The 20613-nt window shown below is 60.2% G+C and carries 15 protein-coding genes; 13 read left to right on the top strand and 2 right to left on the bottom strand.

Annotation, left to right across the window (positions count from 1 at the left end; translation table 11 throughout):
- Positions 1-21 precede the first annotated feature (21 nt).
- Positions 22-1134 carry an efflux RND transporter periplasmic adaptor subunit gene (locus UCMB321_RS17090; protein WP_052451286.1) on the top strand — a complete coding sequence of 371 codons (1113 nt, stop codon included), beginning with the start codon at positions 22-24 and terminating at the stop codon, positions 1132-1134.
- A complete protein-coding gene (locus UCMB321_RS17085) occupies positions 1131-4265 on the top strand; it encodes an efflux RND transporter permease subunit (RefSeq protein ID WP_052451279.1) in 3135 nt (1044 codons plus the stop codon). Before UCMB321_RS17090 ends, UCMB321_RS17085 begins: the two co-directional genes overlap by 4 nt.
- Here UCMB321_RS17085 and ydiJ read toward each other — a convergent pair.
- Positions 4159-7218, bottom strand: a complete 3060-nt coding sequence (gene ydiJ / locus UCMB321_RS17080) for a D-2-hydroxyglutarate dehydrogenase YdiJ (protein WP_040068964.1) — start codon at positions 7216-7218, stop codon at positions 4159-4161. The genes UCMB321_RS17085 and ydiJ overlap by 107 nt on opposite strands.
- Positions 7219-7368: 150 nt before the next feature.
- Between ydiJ and UCMB321_RS17075 the strand changes: the two genes are divergently transcribed.
- The gene (locus tag UCMB321_RS17075; RefSeq protein ID WP_040068963.1) at positions 7369-8253 is read left to right on the top strand and encodes a LysR substrate-binding domain-containing protein; all 885 of its coding nucleotides are present in this window, start codon (positions 7369-7371) and stop codon (positions 8251-8253) included.
- A gap of 116 nt (positions 8254-8369) precedes the next feature.
- Here UCMB321_RS17075 and UCMB321_RS17070 read toward each other — a convergent pair whose 3' ends face one another.
- Entirely contained in the window at positions 8370-10409 is a 2040-nt protein-coding gene (locus UCMB321_RS17070) for an amidohydrolase (RefSeq protein WP_245220821.1), read from the bottom strand.
- A gap of 102 nt (positions 10410-10511) precedes the next feature.
- Between UCMB321_RS17070 and UCMB321_RS17065 the strand changes: the two genes are divergently transcribed.
- The 10 genes from UCMB321_RS17065 (at position 10512) to UCMB321_RS17020 (ending at position 20524) form a co-directional block, all read left to right on the top strand.
- Positions 10512-10679, top strand: a complete 168-nt coding sequence (locus UCMB321_RS17065) for a metallothionein (protein WP_040068959.1) — start codon at positions 10512-10514, stop codon at positions 10677-10679.
- 366 nt (positions 10680-11045) lie between these two features.
- The gene (locus UCMB321_RS17060) at positions 11046-11564 is read left to right on the top strand and encodes a cupin domain-containing protein (RefSeq protein WP_040068958.1); all 519 of its coding nucleotides are present in this window, start codon (positions 11046-11048) and stop codon (positions 11562-11564) included.
- Positions 11565-12313: 749 nt separating this feature from the next.
- Positions 12314-13162 carry a glycine betaine ABC transporter substrate-binding protein gene (locus UCMB321_RS17055; RefSeq protein ID WP_040068956.1) on the top strand — a complete coding sequence of 283 codons (849 nt, stop codon included), beginning with the start codon at positions 12314-12316 and terminating at the stop codon, positions 13160-13162.
- Positions 13163-13239: 77 nt separating this feature from the next.
- Entirely contained in the window at positions 13240-14358 is a 1119-nt protein-coding gene (locus tag UCMB321_RS17050) for a quaternary amine ABC transporter ATP-binding protein (protein ID WP_040068954.1), read from the top strand.
- On the top strand, positions 14355-15203 hold the full coding sequence (locus UCMB321_RS17045) for an ABC transporter permease (protein ID WP_040068951.1): 849 nt from the start codon (positions 14355-14357) through the stop codon (positions 15201-15203). The genes UCMB321_RS17050 and UCMB321_RS17045 overlap by 4 nt, the downstream gene beginning before the upstream one ends.
- Complete coding sequence (locus tag UCMB321_RS17040) at positions 15200-16051, top strand: ABC transporter permease (RefSeq protein WP_040068948.1); 852 nt, start codon at positions 15200-15202, stop codon at positions 16049-16051. Before UCMB321_RS17045 ends, UCMB321_RS17040 begins: the two co-directional genes overlap by 4 nt.
- 12 nt (positions 16052-16063) lie before the next feature.
- Positions 16064-17062: a 4-hydroxyproline epimerase gene (locus UCMB321_RS17035; RefSeq protein ID WP_040068946.1), complete on the top strand. Its 999-nt coding sequence runs from the start codon at positions 16064-16066 to the stop codon at positions 17060-17062.
- 136 nt (positions 17063-17198) lie between these two features.
- The gene (locus tag UCMB321_RS17030; RefSeq protein ID WP_052451285.1) at positions 17199-18182 is read left to right on the top strand and encodes a GlxA family transcriptional regulator; all 984 of its coding nucleotides are present in this window, start codon (positions 17199-17201) and stop codon (positions 18180-18182) included.
- A gap of 192 nt (positions 18183-18374) precedes the next feature.
- Positions 18375-19097, top strand: coding sequence for a GntR family transcriptional regulator (locus UCMB321_RS17025; protein WP_040069037.1), 723 nt, complete (start codon positions 18375-18377; stop codon positions 19095-19097).
- 107 nt (positions 19098-19204) lie between these two features.
- Positions 19205-20524 carry an NAD(P)/FAD-dependent oxidoreductase gene (locus UCMB321_RS17020; RefSeq protein ID WP_040068940.1) on the top strand — a complete coding sequence of 440 codons (1320 nt, stop codon included), beginning with the start codon at positions 19205-19207 and terminating at the stop codon, positions 20522-20524.
- Positions 20525-20613 lie beyond the last annotated feature (89 nt).

The raw sequence follows: 20613 nt of genomic DNA, 5'->3' as shown, positions 1-20613 counted from the left end.
CGCCTACAACGAGGAATGGTCTTGAAGAACTCAATTGCTGCAGTCGGCTCTATCGCCGTCGCCGCGCTACTCTGCGCATGCAGTCCGGAGCAACCGCCGGTGCAGGCGCTGCGTCCCGTACGTACCGTCGAACTGCGCTATGAAGGCGCCCACGAAGCCAACCGTTATGTCGGCACCGTGCAGTCGCGCCATGAAGTGAGCCAGGCTTTCCGGGTGGACGGCAAGGTCGTCCAACGCAAGGTCGAGGTCGGCCAATTCGTGCACGAGGGCGACGTGCTCGCCACGCTCGACGACAGCGACTACCGACTGGCCGTGGAGGCGGCGCGGCAGTCGTGGACCGCCGCTGTCGCGCAGGCCCGTCAGGCTGACTCGGACCACCAGCGCCTGGGCGCACTGAAGGCCGATGGCTCGGTCAGCGTGGCTGACGACGAGCGTGCGCGGACCAGTGCCGAGACCTCCCGGGCGAACGCCGAGGGCGAGGCACGCAAGCTCGAGCTGGCGCGTAACCGACTCAACTACTCGGTGCTGCGCGCTTCGTGGAGCGGTGTGGTCACGGCCGTGCATTTCGAGGTCGGGCAGGTCGTGACGCCGGGAGCGGAGGTGGTTTCGATCGCCGACCCTGGCATGCCCGAGATCGTTGTCGATGTGCCGGAGGATCAACTGGCTGCATTCAAGCAGTCAGCCTTCAAGGCCTCACTGGCCAGCGCGCCGGACAAGACCTTCGAGGTCGGCTTGCGCGAACTGTCGCCGCAAGCGGCGCCGCAGACGCGTACCTACCGCGCGCGCATGAAACTCCTGGGCGCTCAGCCATTGCCGCTCGGTGCGACCGCCACCTTGCAGGTCGAGCGCAAGATGGCGGGGCTCTCGGTGGCGGCGGTGCCGGCCACGGCGCTGACGCAAATCGCCGGACAGCCGGCGCTGTGGGTGGTCACGCCGACGGATAAGGAATCGGTCGGCACCGTCGAACTGGTGCAGGTGGCGGTGTGGGGCTATCGCAATGACGAGGTGCTCGTCTCCGGCCCGGCGGCTGGTGCGCTTGTCGTGACCGCCGGTGTACAGAAAATGGCGCCTGGCCTGAAAGTGACACTGCCAGGTGCTGTTTCCCATGAAACGAAGGCAGTGGTTACGCGATGAACAACTTCAACCTCACCGATTGGGCGCTGCGTCACCGCGCCATCGTCCTGTTCCTGCTTCTCATTGTTGCAGTGGCCGGCCTGTTCAGCTTCACCAAGCTTGGCCAGCTCGAAGACCCGAGCTTTTCGGTGCCGTCGATGACCGCCGGTGTCGTCTGGCCGGGCGCGACCGCCCAGCAGATACAGGACGAAGTCCTGAACCGCATGGAGAAGAAGTTCGAGCAGATCGACCACTTCGAAAAGGTCGTCACCTTCGCTCGGCAGGGCTACGGCGGCATGACCCTGACCGTGCGCGGCGGCACCTCGAAGGCCGACCAGCGCGAGGCCTGGTATCAGGCACGCAAGAAACTCAACGACTTGCGCCTGGAGCTGCCTGACGGTGTGACCGGTCCGGTGGTCAACGACGAATATGGCGACGTGTACGGCCTGATGTACGCCGTCAAGGGCGACGGCATCGACCACGCCGACCTGTCGAATGCGGCCGAGGACATCAAGCGCCGTCTGCTGAAGGTGCCGATGGTCAAGAAGGTGGACCTGGTCGGCGAGCAGGCCAAGCGTGTCTACGTCGAGTTTTCCCACGAGCGTCTGGCCGCGCTGGGCATCACGCCGCTGGCGATCGCCGAAAGCTTGCGGGCGCAGAACGCCCTGCAGGCGGCGGGACAGATCGACACGCAAGGGGATCGCGTAGTCGTGCGGGTAAGTGGCCAGTTTGCCAGCGACGACGACATTCGCAATGTGCCTGTTGCGGCGGGCGGCCGGATGCTCAAGCTGGGCGACTTTACCACCATCAAGCGCGGTTATGAGGATCCGCCGACCTACACCGTACGTCACAACGGCCAGCCGGTGCTGATGCTCGGTATCTCGATGACCGACGACGGCAACGTCGTCGAGCTGGGTAAGGCGATGGACGTGGAGGTCGCGAAGATCCAGTCCGAGTTGCCCCATGGCGTCGAGCTGGAGCGGGTGGCCGACCAGCCCACCACGGTGAAGGATGCGGTCTGGGACTTCGGGCGTTCGCTTGTCGAAGCGCTGGTCATCGTGATTGCCGTCAGCCTGGCAAGCCTGGGCTGGCGTACCGGTCTTGTGGTTGCGACCTCGGTGCCGCTGGTGCTGGGTGGCGTCGCGATATTGATGCTGGCGATGGGGTGGAACCTGGAGCGTATTTCCCTCGGCTCGCTGATTATCGCGCTGGGCCTGCTGGTCGATGATGCGATCATCGCAATCGAGATGATGCTGGTGAAGATGGAGGCGGGCTGGGACCGCGTGAAGGCGGCGTCCTTTTCCTACCAGTCCACCGCCATGCCACGCCTGACCGGTGCGCTGATCACCGTCGCCGGGTTCATGCCGATCGGTCTGTCGAAATCGACCACGGGCGAATATGCCGGTGGCATCTTCTGGATTGTCGGCGCAGCGGTGGTGTTCTCGTGGATCTGCTCGGGCATCTTCACGCCTTACCTCGCGGTCAAGATGCTGCCCAAGGACTTCGGCAAGCACCAACATGCCGGCGACCCGTATGACACCCGATTGTTCCGCAAGCTGCGGGTTATGATCGACCGGGCCATTGAGCGTCGCTGGGTGGTCATCGGCGTGACGCTGGGTGCTCTGGTCCTGGCGCTGATGGGCTTGAAGTTTGTGCCGCAACAGTTCTTTCCCAGCAGTTCACGTCCCGAACTGGTCGTCGACCTGCGTATGAAGGAAGGCTCCTCTTTCGCGGCGACAGCCGAGCAGGTCAAGCGTATGGAAACGGTGCTGGCCAAGGACGAGGACGTCAAGTTCTACACCGCTTACACCGGTGCCGGCGCGCCCCGTTTCTATCTGGCGCTCAACCCCGAGCTGCCCAACCCGGGCTTTGCCCAGCTCGTCGTGATGACCAAGGACCTGGAGGCGCGGGAGCGAGTCCGTTCGCGCTTGGTGGCCTCGGTCGATCAGCAGTTCCCACAGGTCTGGGTGCGGGTTACCCGGCTGGAGCTGGGGCCGCCGGTCGGTTTCCCGGTGCAGTTTCGCATCGTGGGTCCTGACACGCAGAGGGTGCGCAAGATCGCCCGTGAGGTGGAGCACGTGGTGGCCTCGAATGCGAAGGTACGTGACGTCCAGCTCGACTGGAACGACCCGGTGCGAACACTGAAGGTGGCGTTGGACCAGGACAAGGCGCGTGCGTTGGGCCTCACGCCGGCTGACGTATCGTTGGCAACCCAGACCGCGATGAACGGCGCGACCCTGTCGCAGCTGCGCGAGCACGAGGACCTGATCGATATCGTCGCCCGTGCCGTGCCCGAGGAACGCCTGAACCTCGACACGCTGAAGGACATCAACCTGTACACCCGTAGTGGGACCGTGGTGCCGCTGTCGGAGGTCGCCCATCTAGGCAACGAGCTTGAAGAGCCGGTACTGTGGCGTCGTAACCGTGACATGGCGATCACTGTTCGTGCCGATGTGAAGGACGGCGAGCAGGGGGTGTCGGTGACGCAGGAGATTCAGCCGTTGCTCAAGGACATCGAGGCGAAGCTGCCCTCGGGCTACCGCATTGACGTGGGCGGTGCAGTGGAGGAGAGCGACAAGGCCAACCAGGCGCTGTTGGCGGTGGCGCCACTGATGCTGGTGAGCATCTTGCTGCTGCTGATGCTTCAATTGCAGGACTTCTCACGCATGTTGATGGTGGTGCTGACCGCGCCGCTGGGCCTGATCGGCGTGGTACCGGCGCTACTGGTGTTCCACGCGCCACTGGGATTCGTAGCGATCCTGGGCATCATCGCCCTCGGCGGCATGATCATGCGCAACTCGGTGATTCTGATTGACCAGGTGCGGATCGAGATCGAAGAAGGACGCGACCCGTGGAATGCGGTGTTGGACGCCGCAATCCATCGAACCCGTCCGGTGATCCTGACGGCGCTGGCCACGGTGCTGGCGATGATCCCGCTGACCCGCAGCGTGTTCTGGGGGCCGATGGCGATCGCGATCATGGGCGGTCTCACCGTGGCCACGCTATTGACCATCTTCTTCGTTCCGGCACTGTACGCGGCCTGGTTCAGGGTGCGTCGGCCTTCGGCGGGCTCTGCCGTGGTTTCTCAAGGAGAACCTTTTGCAGCAGCACTTCCAGCGGATGACGCAGTTGCCGGTCAGCCAGGCGCTTGACCTGACTGCGGCAGGAGTAGCCGGTGGCCAGTGCCTCGCCGTCCTTGTCCAGCTTGGTCGCCCAGGACTGCTCGAAGATGATCCGCGAGTTGTCCTGGTTGCGTGCTTCGTGGCCGTAGGTACCCGACATGCCGCAGCAACCGGTTGCCTCGGTGACCAGATTCAGGCCCAAGCGTGCGAACACCTGCTCCCATTGGCGGGTACTGGCCGGCACGTTGGTCTTTTCGGTGCAGTGGGCCATCAGGCGGAAGCTGCCGGCTTCGACCGCGGCCTGTTCAGGCAGCACATCCATCAGCCATTCCTGTGGCAGCAGCACTTTCGGACAATCCTCCAGCCCCGGTACCTTCGGGTACTCCTGGCGGTAGACCAGGGTCATGGCCGGATCCAGGCCCACCAGCGGCACGCCGCAATCGGCCAGGGCCTTGAGCTGGCCGGCATTGCGCAGCGCTGCCTTGGCAAAGGCGCCGAGGAAGCCTTGTACGTGCAGCGGCTTGCCGTTGGCGCTGTAGGGCGCGAGGAACACCCGATGCCCAAGACGATGGGCCAGGTCGATGAAAGTCGCCAGCAATGGCGTCTCGAAGTAGCGGGTGAAGGCATCCTGGACCAGGACGATGCTGCGCTCACGCTGGGCCGGGGTCAGCTCGCGCAGGGCCGGCACAGAGGCCACGCCGACGCGGCAACGGGTCAGGGTGGATTGCAGGTTGAAGCGGCTGATCAAGGGACTGTCGACCATGCCGACCTGGTCCGACAGCAGCTTGCTGACCCATCTTGAGCCCATTACCGCGTTGTACAGGCCCGGTGCGTACGCCATGTATGGAATGGTGAATTCCAACGAGCCGATCAGGTAGTCGCGCAGCGGGCGCTGGTAGCGGCCGTGATAGAGCTCGAGAAAGCGCGAACGGAACTCCGGCACGTTGACCTTGATCGGGCACTGCCCCGCGCAGGATTTGCACGCCAGGCAGCCCGCCATGGCCTCATACACTTCGTGGGAAAAGTCCTCGTGCCCTTGCTGGCGCGCGCGATTGTTGCGTAGTCGCGCCGGCAGGCCCTTGAGCCAGGAGGCGGGCTTGCGGGCGGCGGCGAGTACGTCGACGTTGGCCACCCCTTGCAGGCGCAGCCACTCGCGGATCAGTGAGGCACGGCCCTTGGGGGAGTGCTGGCGCTCGCGGGTGGCTTTCCACGATGGGCACATGGCGTCGTTGGGGTCGTAGTTGTAGCAGGCACCGTTGCCGTTGCAGTGCACGGCGCTGCCGAAGCTCTGCCAGACCCGCTCGTCGATGGTCCGGTCGAAGTCGCCACGCAGGGGCGCCTCGTTGACCTTGATCAGCCCTTCGGCACTGTCTGGAGGGGTGCAGATCTTGCCTGGGTTGAGCTGGTTATGGGGGTCGAAAGCGCCCTTCAGGCGCTGCAGCGCCGGGTACAGCGCGCCGAAGTACTCCGGCACGTATTCCGAGCGCAGGCCCTTGCCGTGCTCGCCCCAGAGCAGGCCGCCGTAGCGCCGGGTGAGCGCTGCCACGGCGTCGGAGATCGGCTTGACCAGCGCAGCCTGGGCCGGGTCCTTCATGTCCAGTGCCGGCCGCACGTGCAGCACGCCGGCATCGACATGGCCGAACATGCCGTAGGCCAGGCCATGGCTGTCGAGCAAGGCGCGGAACTCGGTGATGTAGTCGGCCAGTTGCTCCGGCGGTACGGCGGTGTCTTCAACGAAGGGTTGCGGGCGCACCTCGCCCTCGACATTGCCGAGCAGGCCCACCGAGCGCTTGCGCATGGTGTAGACCCGAGTCACCGCCTCGGAGCCTTCGGCCAGCGTGTGGCCCAGGCGTTCAACGCCGGCGTCGGCCTGCAGGTGTGCGACGAAAGCCTGCACCCGGGCGTTGACCTCCGCCGGTTCGTCCCCGCAGAACTCCACCAGGTTGATCCCCAGGGTCGGGCGCTCGGCCTCTGCCGGGAAATACTCGGCGACGCTGTGCCAGACGATATCCTTCATCGCCAGCATCAGCACCTTGGAGTCGACGGTCTCGATCGACAGCGGCTTGTGCGCCATCAGTGCATTGGCGTCACGCAGGGCGTCCATGAAGCTGGCGTAGCGAACGTTGACCAGTACGGTGTATTTGGGAATCGGCAGGACGTTGAGCTTGGCCTCGACCACGTAGCCCAGCGATCCCTCGGCGCCGCACAACACGCTGTTGAGGTTGAAGCGGCCCGACTCGTCGCGCAGGTGCGCAAGGTCGTAGCCCGTCAGGCAGCGATTGAGCTTGGGAAAGGTGCTTTCGATCAGCTCGGCCTGGGTTTCCTGGATATGGCGTGCCACGCGGTAGACCTCGCCGGCGCGACCGGGCGCGGCGCAGGCCTGCTCGAGGGCGTCGTCATCGATCGGCAGGCTGTGCAGGCGTTCGCCACCGAGCAACACGCTGTGCAGCTCGAGCACATGGTCGCGGGTCTTGCCGTAGGTGCAGCTGCCCTGGCCACTGGCGTCGGTGTTGATCATGCCGCCGACGGTGGCGCGGTTGGAGGTGGACAGCTCGGGGGCGAAGAACAGCCCGTGGGGCTTGAGGGCGGCGTTGAGCTGGTCCTTGACCACCCCGGCCTGGACCCGTACCCAGCGTTCCTGGACGTTGATCTCGAGAATCTTGTTCAGGTGCCGCGACAGGTCCACGACGATGCCATCGGTCAGCGACTGGCCGTTGGTGCCGGTGCCGCCACCGCGCGGGGTCAGCTTGATCTGCTGGAAGCGCGGTTCGGCCATCAGCCGGGCGATGCGCGCCACGTCGTCGGCATCCAGGGGGAATAGGGCGGCCTGGGGCAGGCGTTGGTAGATGGAGTTATCCGTGGCCAGTACGGTACGGGTGCCGTAGTCGGCACTGAGCTGGCCGCGGAAGCCACTGGCACGCAGGGCATCGAGGAACTCGGGGTAGTGGGCGGCCGGCGGCTGGGTCGGCAGTTGGGCGATCATCGGAGGATGGCCTCTTTATCGGCTGATTCACGGAAAACGTGTCGCTGCGGCATGAGTGCCTCAGACACGGGATGACGAATGAGCCAATGTTCCTGTACCTTCCCGTCAGGGGCAAACGGATAATCCTGCCGCTATCGATGACTTTTATGAATGAATTACCGCCACCTGACGCCCTCGATGTCGTTGCTGCTGGCCTTCGAGGCCGCCGCCCGGCATGAAAGCTACACCCGTGCCGCCGCCGAACTGTCCTTGACCCAGAGCGCCGTCAGTCGCCAGGTCCAGGCGCTTGAGCAGCTGCTGGGGCTCACCTTGTTCCGCCGCGAAGGGCGCCAGGTGCAATTGACCGACGTCGGCCGCCTGTACCAGCGCGATGTGAGCGAGGCACTCGGGCGCATCCGCAGCGCCACGCTGCAGGCTCTGGCCTACCAGTCCGGGGTCGGGACCTTGCGCCTGGCGACCTTGCCCACCTTCGGCTCGAAATGGCTGCTGCCGCGCCTGCATGCATTCTATGGCGCCCACCCGGGCATGCTGGTGCATATACATTCACGCATCGAAGCCATCGACTTCGACACCAGCGAGATCGACGCCGCCATCGGCGTGGCCAATCACAATCTGCCGGGGCTGATCTGCCATCGTCTGCATGCCGAGGAACTGGTGGTGATCCTCTCGCCGGACGCCGCCCGGGAACATGCGCACTGGAGTCCTGTGCGGCTCAGCGAACAGGTATTGCTGAACGTCGCCAACAACCCTCACGCCTGGGGCGAATGGTTTTCTCACCACGACCTGCCACACCGGGCGATGCGCCTGGGACCCAGCTTCGAGCTGACGTCACACTTGATCCAGGCTGTGCGCGCCGGCATCGGCATCGGCCTGGTGCCACGCATCCTGGTGCAGGACGAATTGAACAGTGGCGAGCTGTTCAGTCCCGGCCATCCCTTCGCGAGCCAGCGCAGTTACTATCTGATTTACCCGCCACGCAACGAGACGCTGCCCTCGCTGCGGGCGTTTCGCAATTGGTTGCTGGAGCAGATCTGACACGAAGGAGGCCGGCGCTGCGCCGGCCATGAGGGCTTCAATAGCTGCGGATCGGCGTGGTCGACGGCACTCACAGATGTGCCCATTGCCACTGACCCGACCCGCGCTTTCAGCGGTCAGTTGTCAGGAAGGAAATGCACCTTGCGTCCGCCTTTCCAGGTTTCGCAGACCTGGATTTCGCGGATCTTGGTCGCCGGAACTTTCTCATCAAGCGGATTCTGCGCAAGAATCACGAAGTCGGCGAAGTGACCGTCTTGCAACGAGCCGGTCCACTGATCGGCATGGCATTGCCAGGCGGCGTCATAGGTAATGGCCTTGAGTGCCTCTTGCCGTGTCAGACACTGGCTTTCATTGAGCACCGGTTGCAGACGCGCATCCTTCACGAACTTGCCGTCCTTGCCACGTATGCCTTCCATCTTGCGGGTCACGGCCTGCTCCATCGAGCGCAACGGGCCCAGTGGCGTGACCGAGCAATCGCTGTGCAACGAGATGCGCATTCCCCTGTCCAGGGCGTCCCTGCACAGGTCGAGCATGTCGGTGGCCTTGTCCTCGAAAATGGCCTTTTCGAATACATAACCCCAGTAGCCCACGTGACCGATCAGGAAGCTGGGAGAAATGCCCAGGTTTTGCAGTTGATCGAGGGTTTCCTTTGTCAGCAGCGAGCAGTGTTCGATGCGATGCCGCTTCTCCAGGCCGCTCTGCTTGCCCAGTGCGTTGGCGTAGGCGTCGAGCGTGAACTGAATGGCCCGGTCGCCGTTGGCGTGAATCATCAGCGGCCATCCCGTGGCGACAGCCTTCTCCAGGGTTGTCTTGTACGCATCGGGAAGGGTGTCCGGGGTCTTGTTGTTAGCATCACAGAAGTTGAAGTTGCCCAGTGGCGGCGTTGTTTCGCAGCAGTATGGCTGGGCCTGATAGCCCGTCAGCCCCTGATTTGAACCATCCGAGATCAATTTGACCCCGGCCTGGTAGAAGTGCCTGGCGGCTTCCTTGGTCACGGGACGGTACGGCGGCAGATCGCTGAAATCCTTGCCGTTGTACGCCGCCGCATAACCGATCCGCAGATTGCGCGGGTGCGTCAGGCCATAGATGTCCAGTATCGCCTTGGACGGCGAATCCATCAGGGCGTCGTACACCAAGGTGACGCCGCGTTTGGAGGCCTGATCGAAAAAATTCTTTATGTACTTGAAGATGTTGACCAGATCCATGGCCTGAGCGAGCGGAATCGACTGGATGGCGGTCATGACACCGGTCTGTTCCTGCAGGGTGCCGCCGGTCTTGACGATGAACTCCTGGAGGGTCCGATATTGCGTTCGCAACGCCTGGCTGAGTTTATTGTTGTGGTCGTACACAGCCTTGCACGCGGCGGTGTTCAGGTAGACGGTGTGCATGGACGCGCTCATCATCAGCAACGGGTTTTTGCTGACGATGCTGTCAAGGTTGCCGATGTTAGCGTCAGTCGGATTGAAGTTGATGTCGCATTTAAAGGTTGTCAGCTGGTTTTGCCCGCCGGGGTTGAGCGTAAACGGCATCAGCGCTGGATCGACCATGTGTCCCAGAATCCACGTCGAATCGTCAGGAGGCAAGTTATCGCCGATGGTCGTCTTCAGATAATTCCAGTCATAGATTTCACGCAACTGCTGCGTCTTCTCATCGATGGCCCCCAGATCCAGCCAGCCCTGCATGACGCTGGACTGCACGATGTGAATGTGTGGCTCGATCAGGCCTGGCAACAGGGTTTTGCCCTTCAGCGGATACATCGTGTAGGCAATGCCCTTGGCCCGCATGCGGGCCTGGACGTCGGCGAGGGTGCCCGAAGCGACCACATCGCCGCCATGGATGCCCAGGGCTTCGACCTGTTCATCCATGTTGCCGTTCTTGAGGGGGTAGATGATGCCGTCGGTGAAGATGAGCGATTCGCTGCCGGGCTCCGGTAGCTGGCTCGCCACCTGGTTCGCCAGGGCTTTCAGGTCGATGGTGTGTTTGAGCGCATTCCATACCGGGTTTTCGCAGCCGCAATGGGTGCAGTTATGACCATTTCCATTTGATCCCATGTTGCATTCCTCAGGTTTTCGATGGTTTGAGGGGAGGGCGCACTCGACGTGCGAAGAGCAAGCGTAGCAGGCACTGCAAGGCTCGGGGCAACGACGAAAGGGCATTGCACGGGCAAGGGGGGAGGCCGATCATGGGGCGAGTCAGTTCATTGTTCATGTACGTTGTACCACAACGTCTGGCGACCACCCGACAACCGGAGTCCGATCATGAATGAGCAAACCTGCGCCTGCCCGCACTGCAACTGCAAGCTTGGCGAGCACGCGGTCGTGCGTCATGGCAAGCACTACTGCTGCCAGGCCTGCGCCGAGCATCACCCGCATGGCGAACCTTGCACGGCCTCTTCCAGCTGCCACTGCGCGGACAAGCCCAAGTAGCAGTTACAGCGCTTGCAGGTGCCCCGACGTCGACTGCAGATCAGACGTAAAGTGGGCTGGGATATCAGCGCGGAACCGGTTTTGATACCGGTCGAAAATTGTTGCTTTCGGCAAATGCATTGCACGTGTCGAATAGCAACGTTCCAGCCCGGCTGCGCGAGTGCGTCGCCGGTGACGCCATGAAAGCCTCCTCCCGAATACGACACGAGCGCACAGAAACGCTCCAGTGTCAGATCCTGCGCGGCCGGATGTCCCTGGCGCATCGCGCTCGTTTCTAAGACCTACACTGGATGAGGGACAACGATATCCAGCTCAGCGGCTCTGCCTGGTTTACCACCGGCCAACGCCAGGGCAGGAGAGGGCGCTATGCAGATTCGTAGGGTGGTTACCGGTCACGACGGACAGGGCAAGTCGGTGTTTATCAGCGACGCCAGTGCCCCTCGGGCCAAGGATTTCAGTGATATCCCGGGTTATGGCTTCAGCCAGGTCTGGTGCAGTGAGGCGGCGCTCGATGGCGATCAGAGCACGCAGGGCGGCTCGTTGTTGCCGGGTGTCGGCGGCTCCTCCTTGCTGATGGTCAGCTTCCCGCCGGATTCGGTGATGGCCGCGCCCTTGGACCCGCAACGGGCGTTTGCCGAGATGGTCGAAGCCTTGCCCGGGCTGATCGAGTGCTTCGAACCCGAGGCGCCGGGCATGCACCGCACCCCGACACTCGACTATGTGGTGATTATCGAAGGTGAATTGTGGTTGGAGCTGGATGACGGCGAGGAACGCCTGCTGCGCAGCGGCGAGGTGGTGATCCAGAACGGCACCCGCCATGCCTGGCGCAACAAGTCCGACCAGGTGGCCAAGGCCGTGTTCTTCATGCAGGGAATGGCCCGTTGAGCTTCAGCCTGGGCACGAGCGATTCATGAATGCCGTGCGGACTCATACGCACGGCTCGTAAGGGTAGCCTCCCATCTTCTTTCTGTAGCAGCCATTCTGGAAGAGCACTTCTCCCTCTTCCCGCAGCCGTTGGCTGAAGCATCAATTCAGTCGTTTGCGTGGTGGCTCTGCAATGTCGCATACGGTCGTCAGAGTGGCGTGCTCAGACTGCCCGCTCAAGCAACGGCATGAAATCCGGGCTGAAAATACGTTCAATTCACGACAAAAAACATTCCTGTTAACGACCGTGTGAATCGACATCAAGTCTATAACCTATTGTTTTTATTGAGGTATCATAAAATTCTATGTGAATTTTTACAGTATTCTATGTGTATACATAAAGAATACTAAGCGTTGACGATGCCACCATCGCATGCGAGTCTGGGCTCCACACCCAGCCGGAAACGCCGTACAGGCAGCCTTGGAAGAACGTAGTGAAGAAGGGCAAGAGCGCTTCGGCAACCTGGAAACCTTTGCTCCGCCGGCGATGAAGGCGCTTGTGCCGATGGAGTCTTGAATCCTATTGATCTTGGCCAACTCACGCTGAAGTTCAATAAGAAGTTTGCCGAAAAGGCAAAGCGCAATGAGTGTCAATCAGTCATGGAATGACAGAGGTTTACCTGAAATAGAGGTGGCTTGCTGTTACACCGCACGGGCTTCGGTTTTTCAGAAGCTAACATAATAAATTCAAACGTAGATCGAGGAACGCCATGAAGAAGATTTGGAAGGCCGTCTGCGCTGTCGCTGTGACGGGCATGATGTGTTTACCCGTTCACGCGGAAGAAAAAACCATCACGATGGGGACGCTGTCGTGGGAGGACTTAACTCCGATTACCGGTATTACCAAGAAGGTGCTCGAGGATTCCGGTTATAGCGTAAAAGTGGTTGAGTTTTCCGAGTGGGGCATTGCTTACGCGGCCTTGAGCAAGGGCGATATCCAGGTGCTCGCTTCGCAAACCGACTATGCGGCGAACGACTATTGGAACAAGAACAAGAACCGCCTGGAAAAGCTGTCCCCGGTGTCTTTCGGTCTTTACCAGGGCATTGCCGTTCCTAAATATGTGGGTATCGACTCCATCGATCAGTTGAATGACAACGCGCAGAAGCTGGGCGACAAGATCATTGGCATCGAGCCAGGTTCCGGTTTGATGAACGATGCGAACACGGCCGTCAACACCTACGGTATCAAGCTGAAATTGCTGGAAGGCAGTACCGCCGCCATGACCGCCGCGTTGAAGTCGGCCGTCGATCGTAAAGAGTGGGTCGCGGTGACGGTCTGGGAGCCATCGTGGATGGCGCAAAAGTTTGATCTGAAGTTCCTCAAGGATCCAAAAGGCGTTTTCCCGCCACCCCAAGGTTATTACTGGATCGGCCACAAAGGCTTCACCGGGGATTACCCGCGGGCGCGCGAGGTGATGGCCAGCGTGTACGTGCCGATTGCCGATATCACCTCGATCAACGGCGAGGTCAAGGATGGCAAGACCATGGATCAGGCGGTCAAGAACTGGACCGATAGCCACGCCGAGCTGTTGAAGCGTTGGGAAAATATAAAGAAATAACCCAGCACTTTTGTTTGCCACTGCCGCCCTTTGATTCAATTAGAGAGACCAGCAAAACTGGTTCGACGGGTTACAAAATGACAACGGCCAAAATAGACACTAACGAAGTGCTGGTAGATTGCCAGTCCGTCTGGAAAATCTTCGGTAAAAGCGCACCTGCGGCGATGAATGCTGTCGTTCAGCAAGGGCTGACCAAGACCCAGATCCTGCAAAACTACGGCTGCGTGGTCGGGGTCTCCGACGTCAGTCTCCAGGTTCGCCGAGGAGAAATCTTTTGCATCATGGGCTTGTCCGGCAGTGGCAAATCCACCCTGATCAGGTTACTCAACAAACTCATCACACCCAGCTCCGGAAAGGTCCTGGTCAAAGGCAAGGATCTGTCGTCCTTGACCTCCGCACAGCTGCGGGAGGTGAGGGCACGGCATATCGGCATGGTCTTCCAGAGCGTCGCTCTGCTGCCTAACCGTACGGTTCTGGAGAACACCGCGTTTGGTCTGGAAGTGCAAGGCATTGGCAAGGCCGAGCGCTACAAGGTGGCCGAGCAGGCCTTGGCCAAGGTTGGCTTGAGCGATTGGATGTCTCGCTATCCAAGCGAGCTTTCCGGTGGCATGCAACAACGGGTCGGGCTGGCGCGGGCAATCACCGCCGACCCCGAAGTGATCTTGATGGACGAGCCGTTCAGTGCGCTTGACCCCTTGATTCGTAGGCAGTTGCAGGATGAGTTCCGTCAACTGACCAAGGAGCTGGGCAAGTCCGCTGTGTTCATCACCCACGACCTGGACGAGGCCATCCGCATCGGCGACCGGATCGCGATCATGAAAGACGGCGTGATCATTCAGGTGGGTACGGCCGAGGAGATCGTGCTCAATCCGGCTGACGACTATGTCGCGGAGTTTGTGGCAGGCATTTCCAGGTTGCATCTGGTCAGGGCTCATTCGGTCATGACCCCTGTCGAGCCCTTCAGGGTGGCCAACCCGGGCTGTGATATCGCCAGGCTCCCCAAGGCCACGCTGGATGCCGATATCAACGAACTCATCGGATTGACGATGAAGTCCGAACGCGACGCACTCGCCGTATTGGATAACGGTACGGTGGTAGGGATCATTACACCGCGCGATCTGCTTCGCGGTGTTCAAGGCATTCCGAATGAGTTTTCGGCTTCATCCGCCGGCACCGCTCTGGAGGCGTCGACATGAGCACTCCTGACTTTTCCAGCCAATTCGACTCAGTCATTGACTCGAGCCTGGAATGGCTCATGGACAACGGCGACTTTGTGTTCAACACGGCCAATACGGTGTTGAAGGGCATTTACGAAAGCGTGCAATGGTGTGTTGCCTATCCTCCGTATTACGTCATCGCGATGCTCATGGCCCTGATCGGCTGGCGCGCGGTGGGTCTGCGCTTCGCGATACTGACAGGTTTGGCATTGTTGTCCTGTGAGGTCATTGGCCTGTGGCCGGAGACGGTCAGTACCCTCGCGTTGGTGCTGACCGCTACGGTGCTCGCATTGCTGGTGGCCATACCACTGGGCGTGCTGGCCGGGCTCGCGCCTTCGTTTGATCGGGTCGTGGATCCCTGCCTGGATCTGGTTCAAACCATGCCGCCTTACATCTATTTGCTACCAGCCATTGCGTTGCTCGGCTATGGCACGGCCACGGCGCTGTTGGCGACCTTTATCGTTGCGGTGCCTCCGGCCATGCGCTTGACCTCCCTGGGGATCCGCATGACGCCAAAAGAGTTTATCGAGCTAGGGGAGGCCAGCGGCGTCAACGGATGGCAGATGTTCTTCAAGATCCGCTTGCCGTTCGCCATGCCCAGCATCATGGCCGGGGTGAATCAAAGCCTGATGATGGCCTTCGGCATGGTGGTGATCGCCGGCATCGTCGGCTCCGGCGGCCTGGGTGAATCGATCTATGGTGCCGTTCGCACACTGGATATTGCCAAGTCGATCAACGCGGCCATTGCCATCGTGATCTTGACCATGATTCTGGATCGATTGGCGCAGAGCGCCGTGCGTTCCCGGAAGGGAGAATCCCAATGACTTCAGCAGACATCCATTTTTCTCCAGGTGAATTCCTGGCACCCGCGGTCGATTGGCTGAACGCCAATTTGCATGGGGTGTTCAAGGCGATCAGCCAAGTGATCGAAACCGTACTGGGCGGTGTTGAAAGTGCGCTGCTGGCGCCGCATCCGTACCTCATGATCGGCATAGTCGGGGGGCTGGCATTCTTTTTCGCGAACAAGAGAGTGGCCTTGTTTGCCGTATCGATGTTGGCATTCTGCTTGTTCTCCGGGCTTTGGGTTGCGTCCATGCAGACCATCGCACTGGTCTCGGTTGCGGTATTGATCTCCGTGGCCGTTGCCTTTCCGCTCGGTGTGCTGGCCGCGCGGGTAAAGAAGGTCGATGAGGCTTTTTTACCTGTGCTCAACATCATGCAAACCGTGCCGCCTTGGGTTTACCTGATTCCCGCCGTCATGCTGTTCAGCCTGGGGCGCGTACCGGCAATCATCGCGACCATCGTTTACGGCATTCCACCGATGCTCCGGTTGACGACCCTGGCCTTCAAGCAACTGCCCAAGGAGTTCCTGGAACTGGGGCAGGCGATTGGTGCTTCGCCGAGGTCGATTCTGTTCAAGATCGAATTGCCGACTGCCGCACCGACACTGCTGGTCGGGCTGAATCAATGCATCCTCCTGTCCCTGGCGATGGTGGTGCTGGCGGGTCTGGTGGGGGCGGGCGGTCTTGGTGCTGAAGTGACCAGGGGGCTCACAAGGATGGAGATGGGCTTGGGGTTGCGTGCCGGCTTGGCGATTGTCGCGGTGGCACTGCTGTTGGATCGACTGTCACGCGGCGCGTTGCAGCGTCACTCTCCAGCCAGACTCAATTGAGAGGGGGCGAGCATGAGGCATAGCTTTTTCTGCATCGACTCCCACGCCTGCGGAAATCCGGTTCGGGTGGTGGCAGGCGGTGGGCCGCTGTTGCCGTCCGTTTCGATGGCCGAGCGGCGGGAGATTTTCGTTCGCGAGCATGACTGGGTTCGAACGGCGTTGATGTTCGAACCCAGGGGGCATGACATCATGTCGGGCGTCATTGTCTATCCGCCCTCACGTGATGATTGTGACTTTGCGGCGTTGTTCATCGAAGTCAGCGGTTGTCTGCCCATGTGTGGGGCGGGCACTCTCGGGCTGGCGACCGTCGTGATTGAAGAGGGCCTGGTCACCCCCCGGGAACCCGGCAAGCTGGCCATCGAGACGCCTGCCGGGCGAGTTGATGTCGACTACACCATGAACGGCGAATATGTTGATTCGATTCGCCTGTACAACGTGGCCAGCTATCTGCACTGCGCGGATTTGGAAGTCGATGTGCCTGGTATGGGTACGTTCATTGTCGACATTGCGTATGGCGGCAATTTCTACGCAGTGGTTGAGCCGCAGGAAAGCTGGGCCGGCCTGAAAGGAATGACGACTGCAGACATTGTCAGCCTGAGTCAGAAGCTTCGTTCGGCCTTGGCCGGGATTTGTGATCCCGTGCACCCTGAGAACAGCCGAATCAGTGGCGTTCACCACATCATTTGGTGTGATGACGAACACGGCTCGGCAGCAGATGGCCGCAGTGCAGTGTTTTACGGGGACAAAGCCATTGATAGGTCCCCCGGTGGAACCGGTACTTCTGCCCGGATGGCTCAACTCTATGGCAAAGGGCGGTTGAAGCTGGGCGATACGTTCCGCAATGAAAGTCTGATCGGGACGATCTTTGAAGGCAAAGTCGAGTTCGCCATCAACGTTGGATCGTTCGATGGCATCAGGCCCAGTATTGGTGGTTGGGCCCAGATTACGGGGCATAACACCATTTTTGTGGACGATAGAGACCCTCTACGCCACGGTTTTCAACTTGCCTGACCGATCGCCAGACAGCGCCGGGGATAAAATAATTTCGGGTGCTGTCGTTGCGATTGACCTACGAACCAACCGACGTGTTCTCGAACGTAAAAGAGTGGGTCGACCCGTGATCGAACGACGCCAATTCAGCGGAGGCATGAAAGGGAAGAATCTTCGCTATTTGAATGACAACCCCAATGGAGCGACTCAAATGGTCAGGGCGGGATTTCTGCTGCTTGAGCACTTCTCGCTCCCGGCGTTTACCCAGGTTCTGGATACGATTGTCACGGCGAATCTTCTGCGCCCCAGGCTGTTCTCTTCCCGAACTTACGGTATGAAGACCGGTGAGGTTGTCAGCGATCTGGGCCTGGTCATTCGACCCGATGTACGCATCGACTATTCAATGATCAAAGACCTGGATCTGTTGGTTATCTGCGGTGGCTACCGGACCGAGCTGAAAGTGCCGGACGAGTTGATCGGCTTGCTGAGAATGGCTGGCGACCTGGGTGTCAGTCTGGCCGGGTTGTGGAATGGCGCCTGGTTCCTGGGGCGCGCCGGATTGCTGGACGGGTACCGTTGTGCGATTCACCCGGAACATCGCCCCGCGCTTGCGGAGTTCTGCAAGGTGACCCAGGTCAGCAGCGAGCCTTATGTGATCGATCGAGACCGGCTCACGGCGTCCAGCCCGTCGGGAGCATTCCACATGGCGCTGGACTGGATCAGGGGCCTGCACGGCAAGGCACTGGTTGAAGGGATCGAGGACATCCTCGCGTTCGAGGCGTCTCGCTACCGGCGCATAAAACCGGCTGAAAATAGATGTGTGAGTGCGCCATTGCGTGAGGTGGTGAAGCTGATGGACGCCAACCTCGAGGAGCCTCTTGAAATGGAGCAACTGGCGGTTTACGCGGGTCGTTCGCGTCGACAGCTCGAGCGGCTGTTCAAGGAGCAATTGGGCACCACGCCACAGCGTTATTACATGGAACTACGCATCACCGAAGCGCGGCGGCTTCTTCAGCACACCGAGCTGTCCCAGGTCGATGTGCTGGTGGCCTGTGGCTTTGTTTCACCCAGTCATTTCAGTAAATGTTACAGCGCTTATTTTGGATATCGTCCATCCAAGGAAGTCAGGCTGGTCAAGTAAAACGCGCCAGTTGAAATCAAAACCAGTGCTCCGAGTGGGGTGGGACGGACGTGTTCAGCCGCCGTCTGTCACCCCACCATGGAAGGTTGCTCAAAGCTTGTATTTTAATTGTAGACATAAAGAATAATGTTGTTTTATAGTGCGAATACAGGTAGTAGACCATGCTCACTTACCCGTACGAAGGTTTCCATGATGGCAACAAAAGAACTCGAATCGCAGGCGTCCTCCGAGCTGCCTGTTGATCGTAAAGCGGTATTGGGGGAGGCGTTGCGCCGCCGGATCCTGAGCATGGAATTGGCACCTGGCGCCGTGGTGGATGAACTGGCCTTGTGCGACGAGTTCGGGCTTTCTCGCCCACCTGTGCGTGAGCTCATGCGGCAGATGGCGGCTGAGGGCTATATCGACCTCGAAGCGAATCGGGCTGCCCGCGTGTCGTCGATGAACTATCAATCCTTGCGCAGCTTTTTCCTCGCTGCGCCGCTGATCTACATCGCCACGACCCAACTGGCCGCGACCCACGCAACACCCTCCGAGATTGCCGAGCTGAAACGCATACAGGAATGTTTCCGTGAGGCGATCGAAGAAAAGGATGTGGAGAAGCGTGTGCTCTACAACGATGAATTCCATTTGCAGATCGGCAGGATGGCGCATAACGCTTATCTGATGCCGAGCTTGCAGCGCTTGCTGATCGACCATGCCCGGTTAGGGAAGATCTTTTATCGCCATCCGACCACGGTCGATATGCAGGAAGACCTGGAGTTGGCGACTCGGCAGCATGACGAAATGATCAGTGCCATTGAAAACCATGACCCGGCTCTGGTGGGAGATATCGTGCGCGCGCACTTTGAACTGTCGCGTCGCAGAATGTCCGAATACGCCGCGCCGGAAGGTTTGGAAGTGGCACTTAAATACTAATCGGCAGTACCGGTACTACTTGCATAAGCACTACACATCATGTGATTGGATCGTGCAGCCGGGACGCTTTTTAGCGCTTACAACTATAAAGAACCCAGGTCGCGAAAATGGCAAGAATAAGATACACGCCTGCAGATGACTCCACTTGTGGCTGGTTCCACCTGAGCCAGCCCCGAGTGCCTCGTCCGTCTCACTCAGGGATTCGTTCGGCCCGCTGGGTCGTGGTGGGGGCCGGGTTTACCGGGCTGGCTGCCGCACGGCAACTGGCGCTGAACTTTCCTGATGACGAGATTGTGTTGATCGAAGCTCAGGAGGTCGGTTACGGCGCCTCCGGAAGAAATGCCGGATTCGCCATCGACCTGCCGCACGATATCGGCGCCGATGACTATATCGGTGATATCGGGACGGCAAAAATCAGCATGGAGTTGAACTTGGCCGGGCAGTCGATTTTGAAGGGGCTGGTGGAAAAGCACCAGATCCAGTGCCAGTTCAGTCTGTGCGGCAAATACCAGGCGGCCATCGAAGACCGCGGTATTGCGGTGCTGGATGCCTACCGCCGTGGCCTGGACAAGCTCGGTCAGGAGTACGAAATGATCGAAGAGCAAGACTTGCCGACGCATATTGGTACGCACTTCTATCGCAAGGCCTTGTTCACCCCTGGCACCGCACTTGTCCAGCCGGCGGCTTTGGTAAAAGGCCTGGCCGACAGCCTGCCGGCCAACGTAACGCTTTATGAAAACACCCCGATTACCGAAGTGGAGTATGGCGACAAGACCGTCCTCACCCATCAGTTCGGCCGTATCGTTGCCGACAAGCTGATCCTGACCAATAACGCATTCGCCATGAGTTTCGGTTTCTTGAAAGGTCGCATGCTGCCGATCTTCACTTACGCGAGCCTGACCCGGCAGTTGACGGAAGACGAGCAGGCACGCCTGGGAGGTCGACCTTATTGGGGGGTGATTCCCGCCGATCCTTTTGGCACCACGTTGCGTCGCACACCGGATAACCGCCTGCTGGTGCGTAACAGCTTCAGCTTCAATGCCGATGGGCGCAGCCATCCCAAGTATCTGCAGCGGTTCAAGCAACGGCATCAAAACTCGTTCGCGCTCCGATTCCCCATGCTCCCGGATGTCAACTTCGAGTACACCTGGGGTGGCTCGCTGGCGATGTCGAGGAATCATATGGCTCACTTCGGACAGTTGACGAGCAATGTCTACGGCGCGCTGTGCTGCAATGGACTTGGGGTCACGCGGGGCACGGTGACGGGAACGCTGCTGGCGGACTGGCTGGCGGGCAAACGCAATCATCTGATCGACTTTCTGTTGTCCTCCCCGGGGCCGAATAGAAATCCACCCGAGCCCCTGCTGTCAGCAGGCGTCAACATGAACCTTTTATGGGGCCAGTGCCGCGCGGGCAAGGAAAGCTGATCCAGTAACACGTTTGATAGATACGTTCGAATTTAAACAATCGATTGGAAGTTGTGAGTGCTATGGGTTCGCCCATGGCGGTTGACTGT

The organism is Pseudomonas batumici (genome assembly GCF_000820515.1).
GTDB lineage: Bacteria > Pseudomonadota > Gammaproteobacteria > Pseudomonadales > Pseudomonadaceae > Aquipseudomonas > Aquipseudomonas batumici.
Note: the sequence above shows the minus strand (reverse complement) of the source record. Positions and strands in the feature narration are given on the sequence as shown.

Coding starts and splice junctions, on each gene's coding strand:
- UCMB321_RS17045 (WP_040068951.1), top strand. CDS start 14,355: ATGAGCACTCCTGACTTTTCCAGCCAATTCGACTCAGTCATTGACTCG.
- UCMB321_RS17040 (WP_040068948.1), top strand. CDS start 15,200: ATGACTTCAGCAGACATCCATTTTTCTCCAGGTGAATTCCTGGCACCC.
- UCMB321_RS17060 (WP_040068958.1), top strand. CDS start 11,046: ATGCAGATTCGTAGGGTGGTTACCGGTCACGACGGACAGGGCAAGTCG.
- ydiJ (WP_040068964.1), bottom strand. CDS start 7,218: ATGATCGCCCAACTGCCGACCCAGCCGCCGGCCGCCCACTACCCCGAG.
- UCMB321_RS17065 (WP_040068959.1), top strand. CDS start 10,512: ATGAATGAGCAAACCTGCGCCTGCCCGCACTGCAACTGCAAGCTTGGC.
- UCMB321_RS17050 (WP_040068954.1), top strand. CDS start 13,240: ATGACAACGGCCAAAATAGACACTAACGAAGTGCTGGTAGATTGCCAG.
- UCMB321_RS17025 (WP_040069037.1), top strand. CDS start 18,375: ATGGCAACAAAAGAACTCGAATCGCAGGCGTCCTCCGAGCTGCCTGTT.
- UCMB321_RS17020 (WP_040068940.1), top strand. CDS start 19,205: ATGGCAAGAATAAGATACACGCCTGCAGATGACTCCACTTGTGGCTGG.
- UCMB321_RS17035 (WP_040068946.1), top strand. CDS start 16,064: ATGAGGCATAGCTTTTTCTGCATCGACTCCCACGCCTGCGGAAATCCG.
- UCMB321_RS17030 (WP_052451285.1), top strand. CDS start 17,199: ATGAAAGGGAAGAATCTTCGCTATTTGAATGACAACCCCAATGGAGCG.
- UCMB321_RS17070 (WP_245220821.1), bottom strand. CDS start 10,409: ATGCCCTTTCGTCGTTGCCCCGAGCCTTGCAGTGCCTGCTACGCTTGC.
- UCMB321_RS17075 (WP_040068963.1), top strand. CDS start 7,369: ATGAATTACCGCCACCTGACGCCCTCGATGTCGTTGCTGCTGGCCTTC.
- UCMB321_RS17085 (WP_052451279.1), top strand. CDS start 1,131: ATGAACAACTTCAACCTCACCGATTGGGCGCTGCGTCACCGCGCCATC.
- UCMB321_RS17055 (WP_040068956.1), top strand. CDS start 12,314: ATGAAGAAGATTTGGAAGGCCGTCTGCGCTGTCGCTGTGACGGGCATG.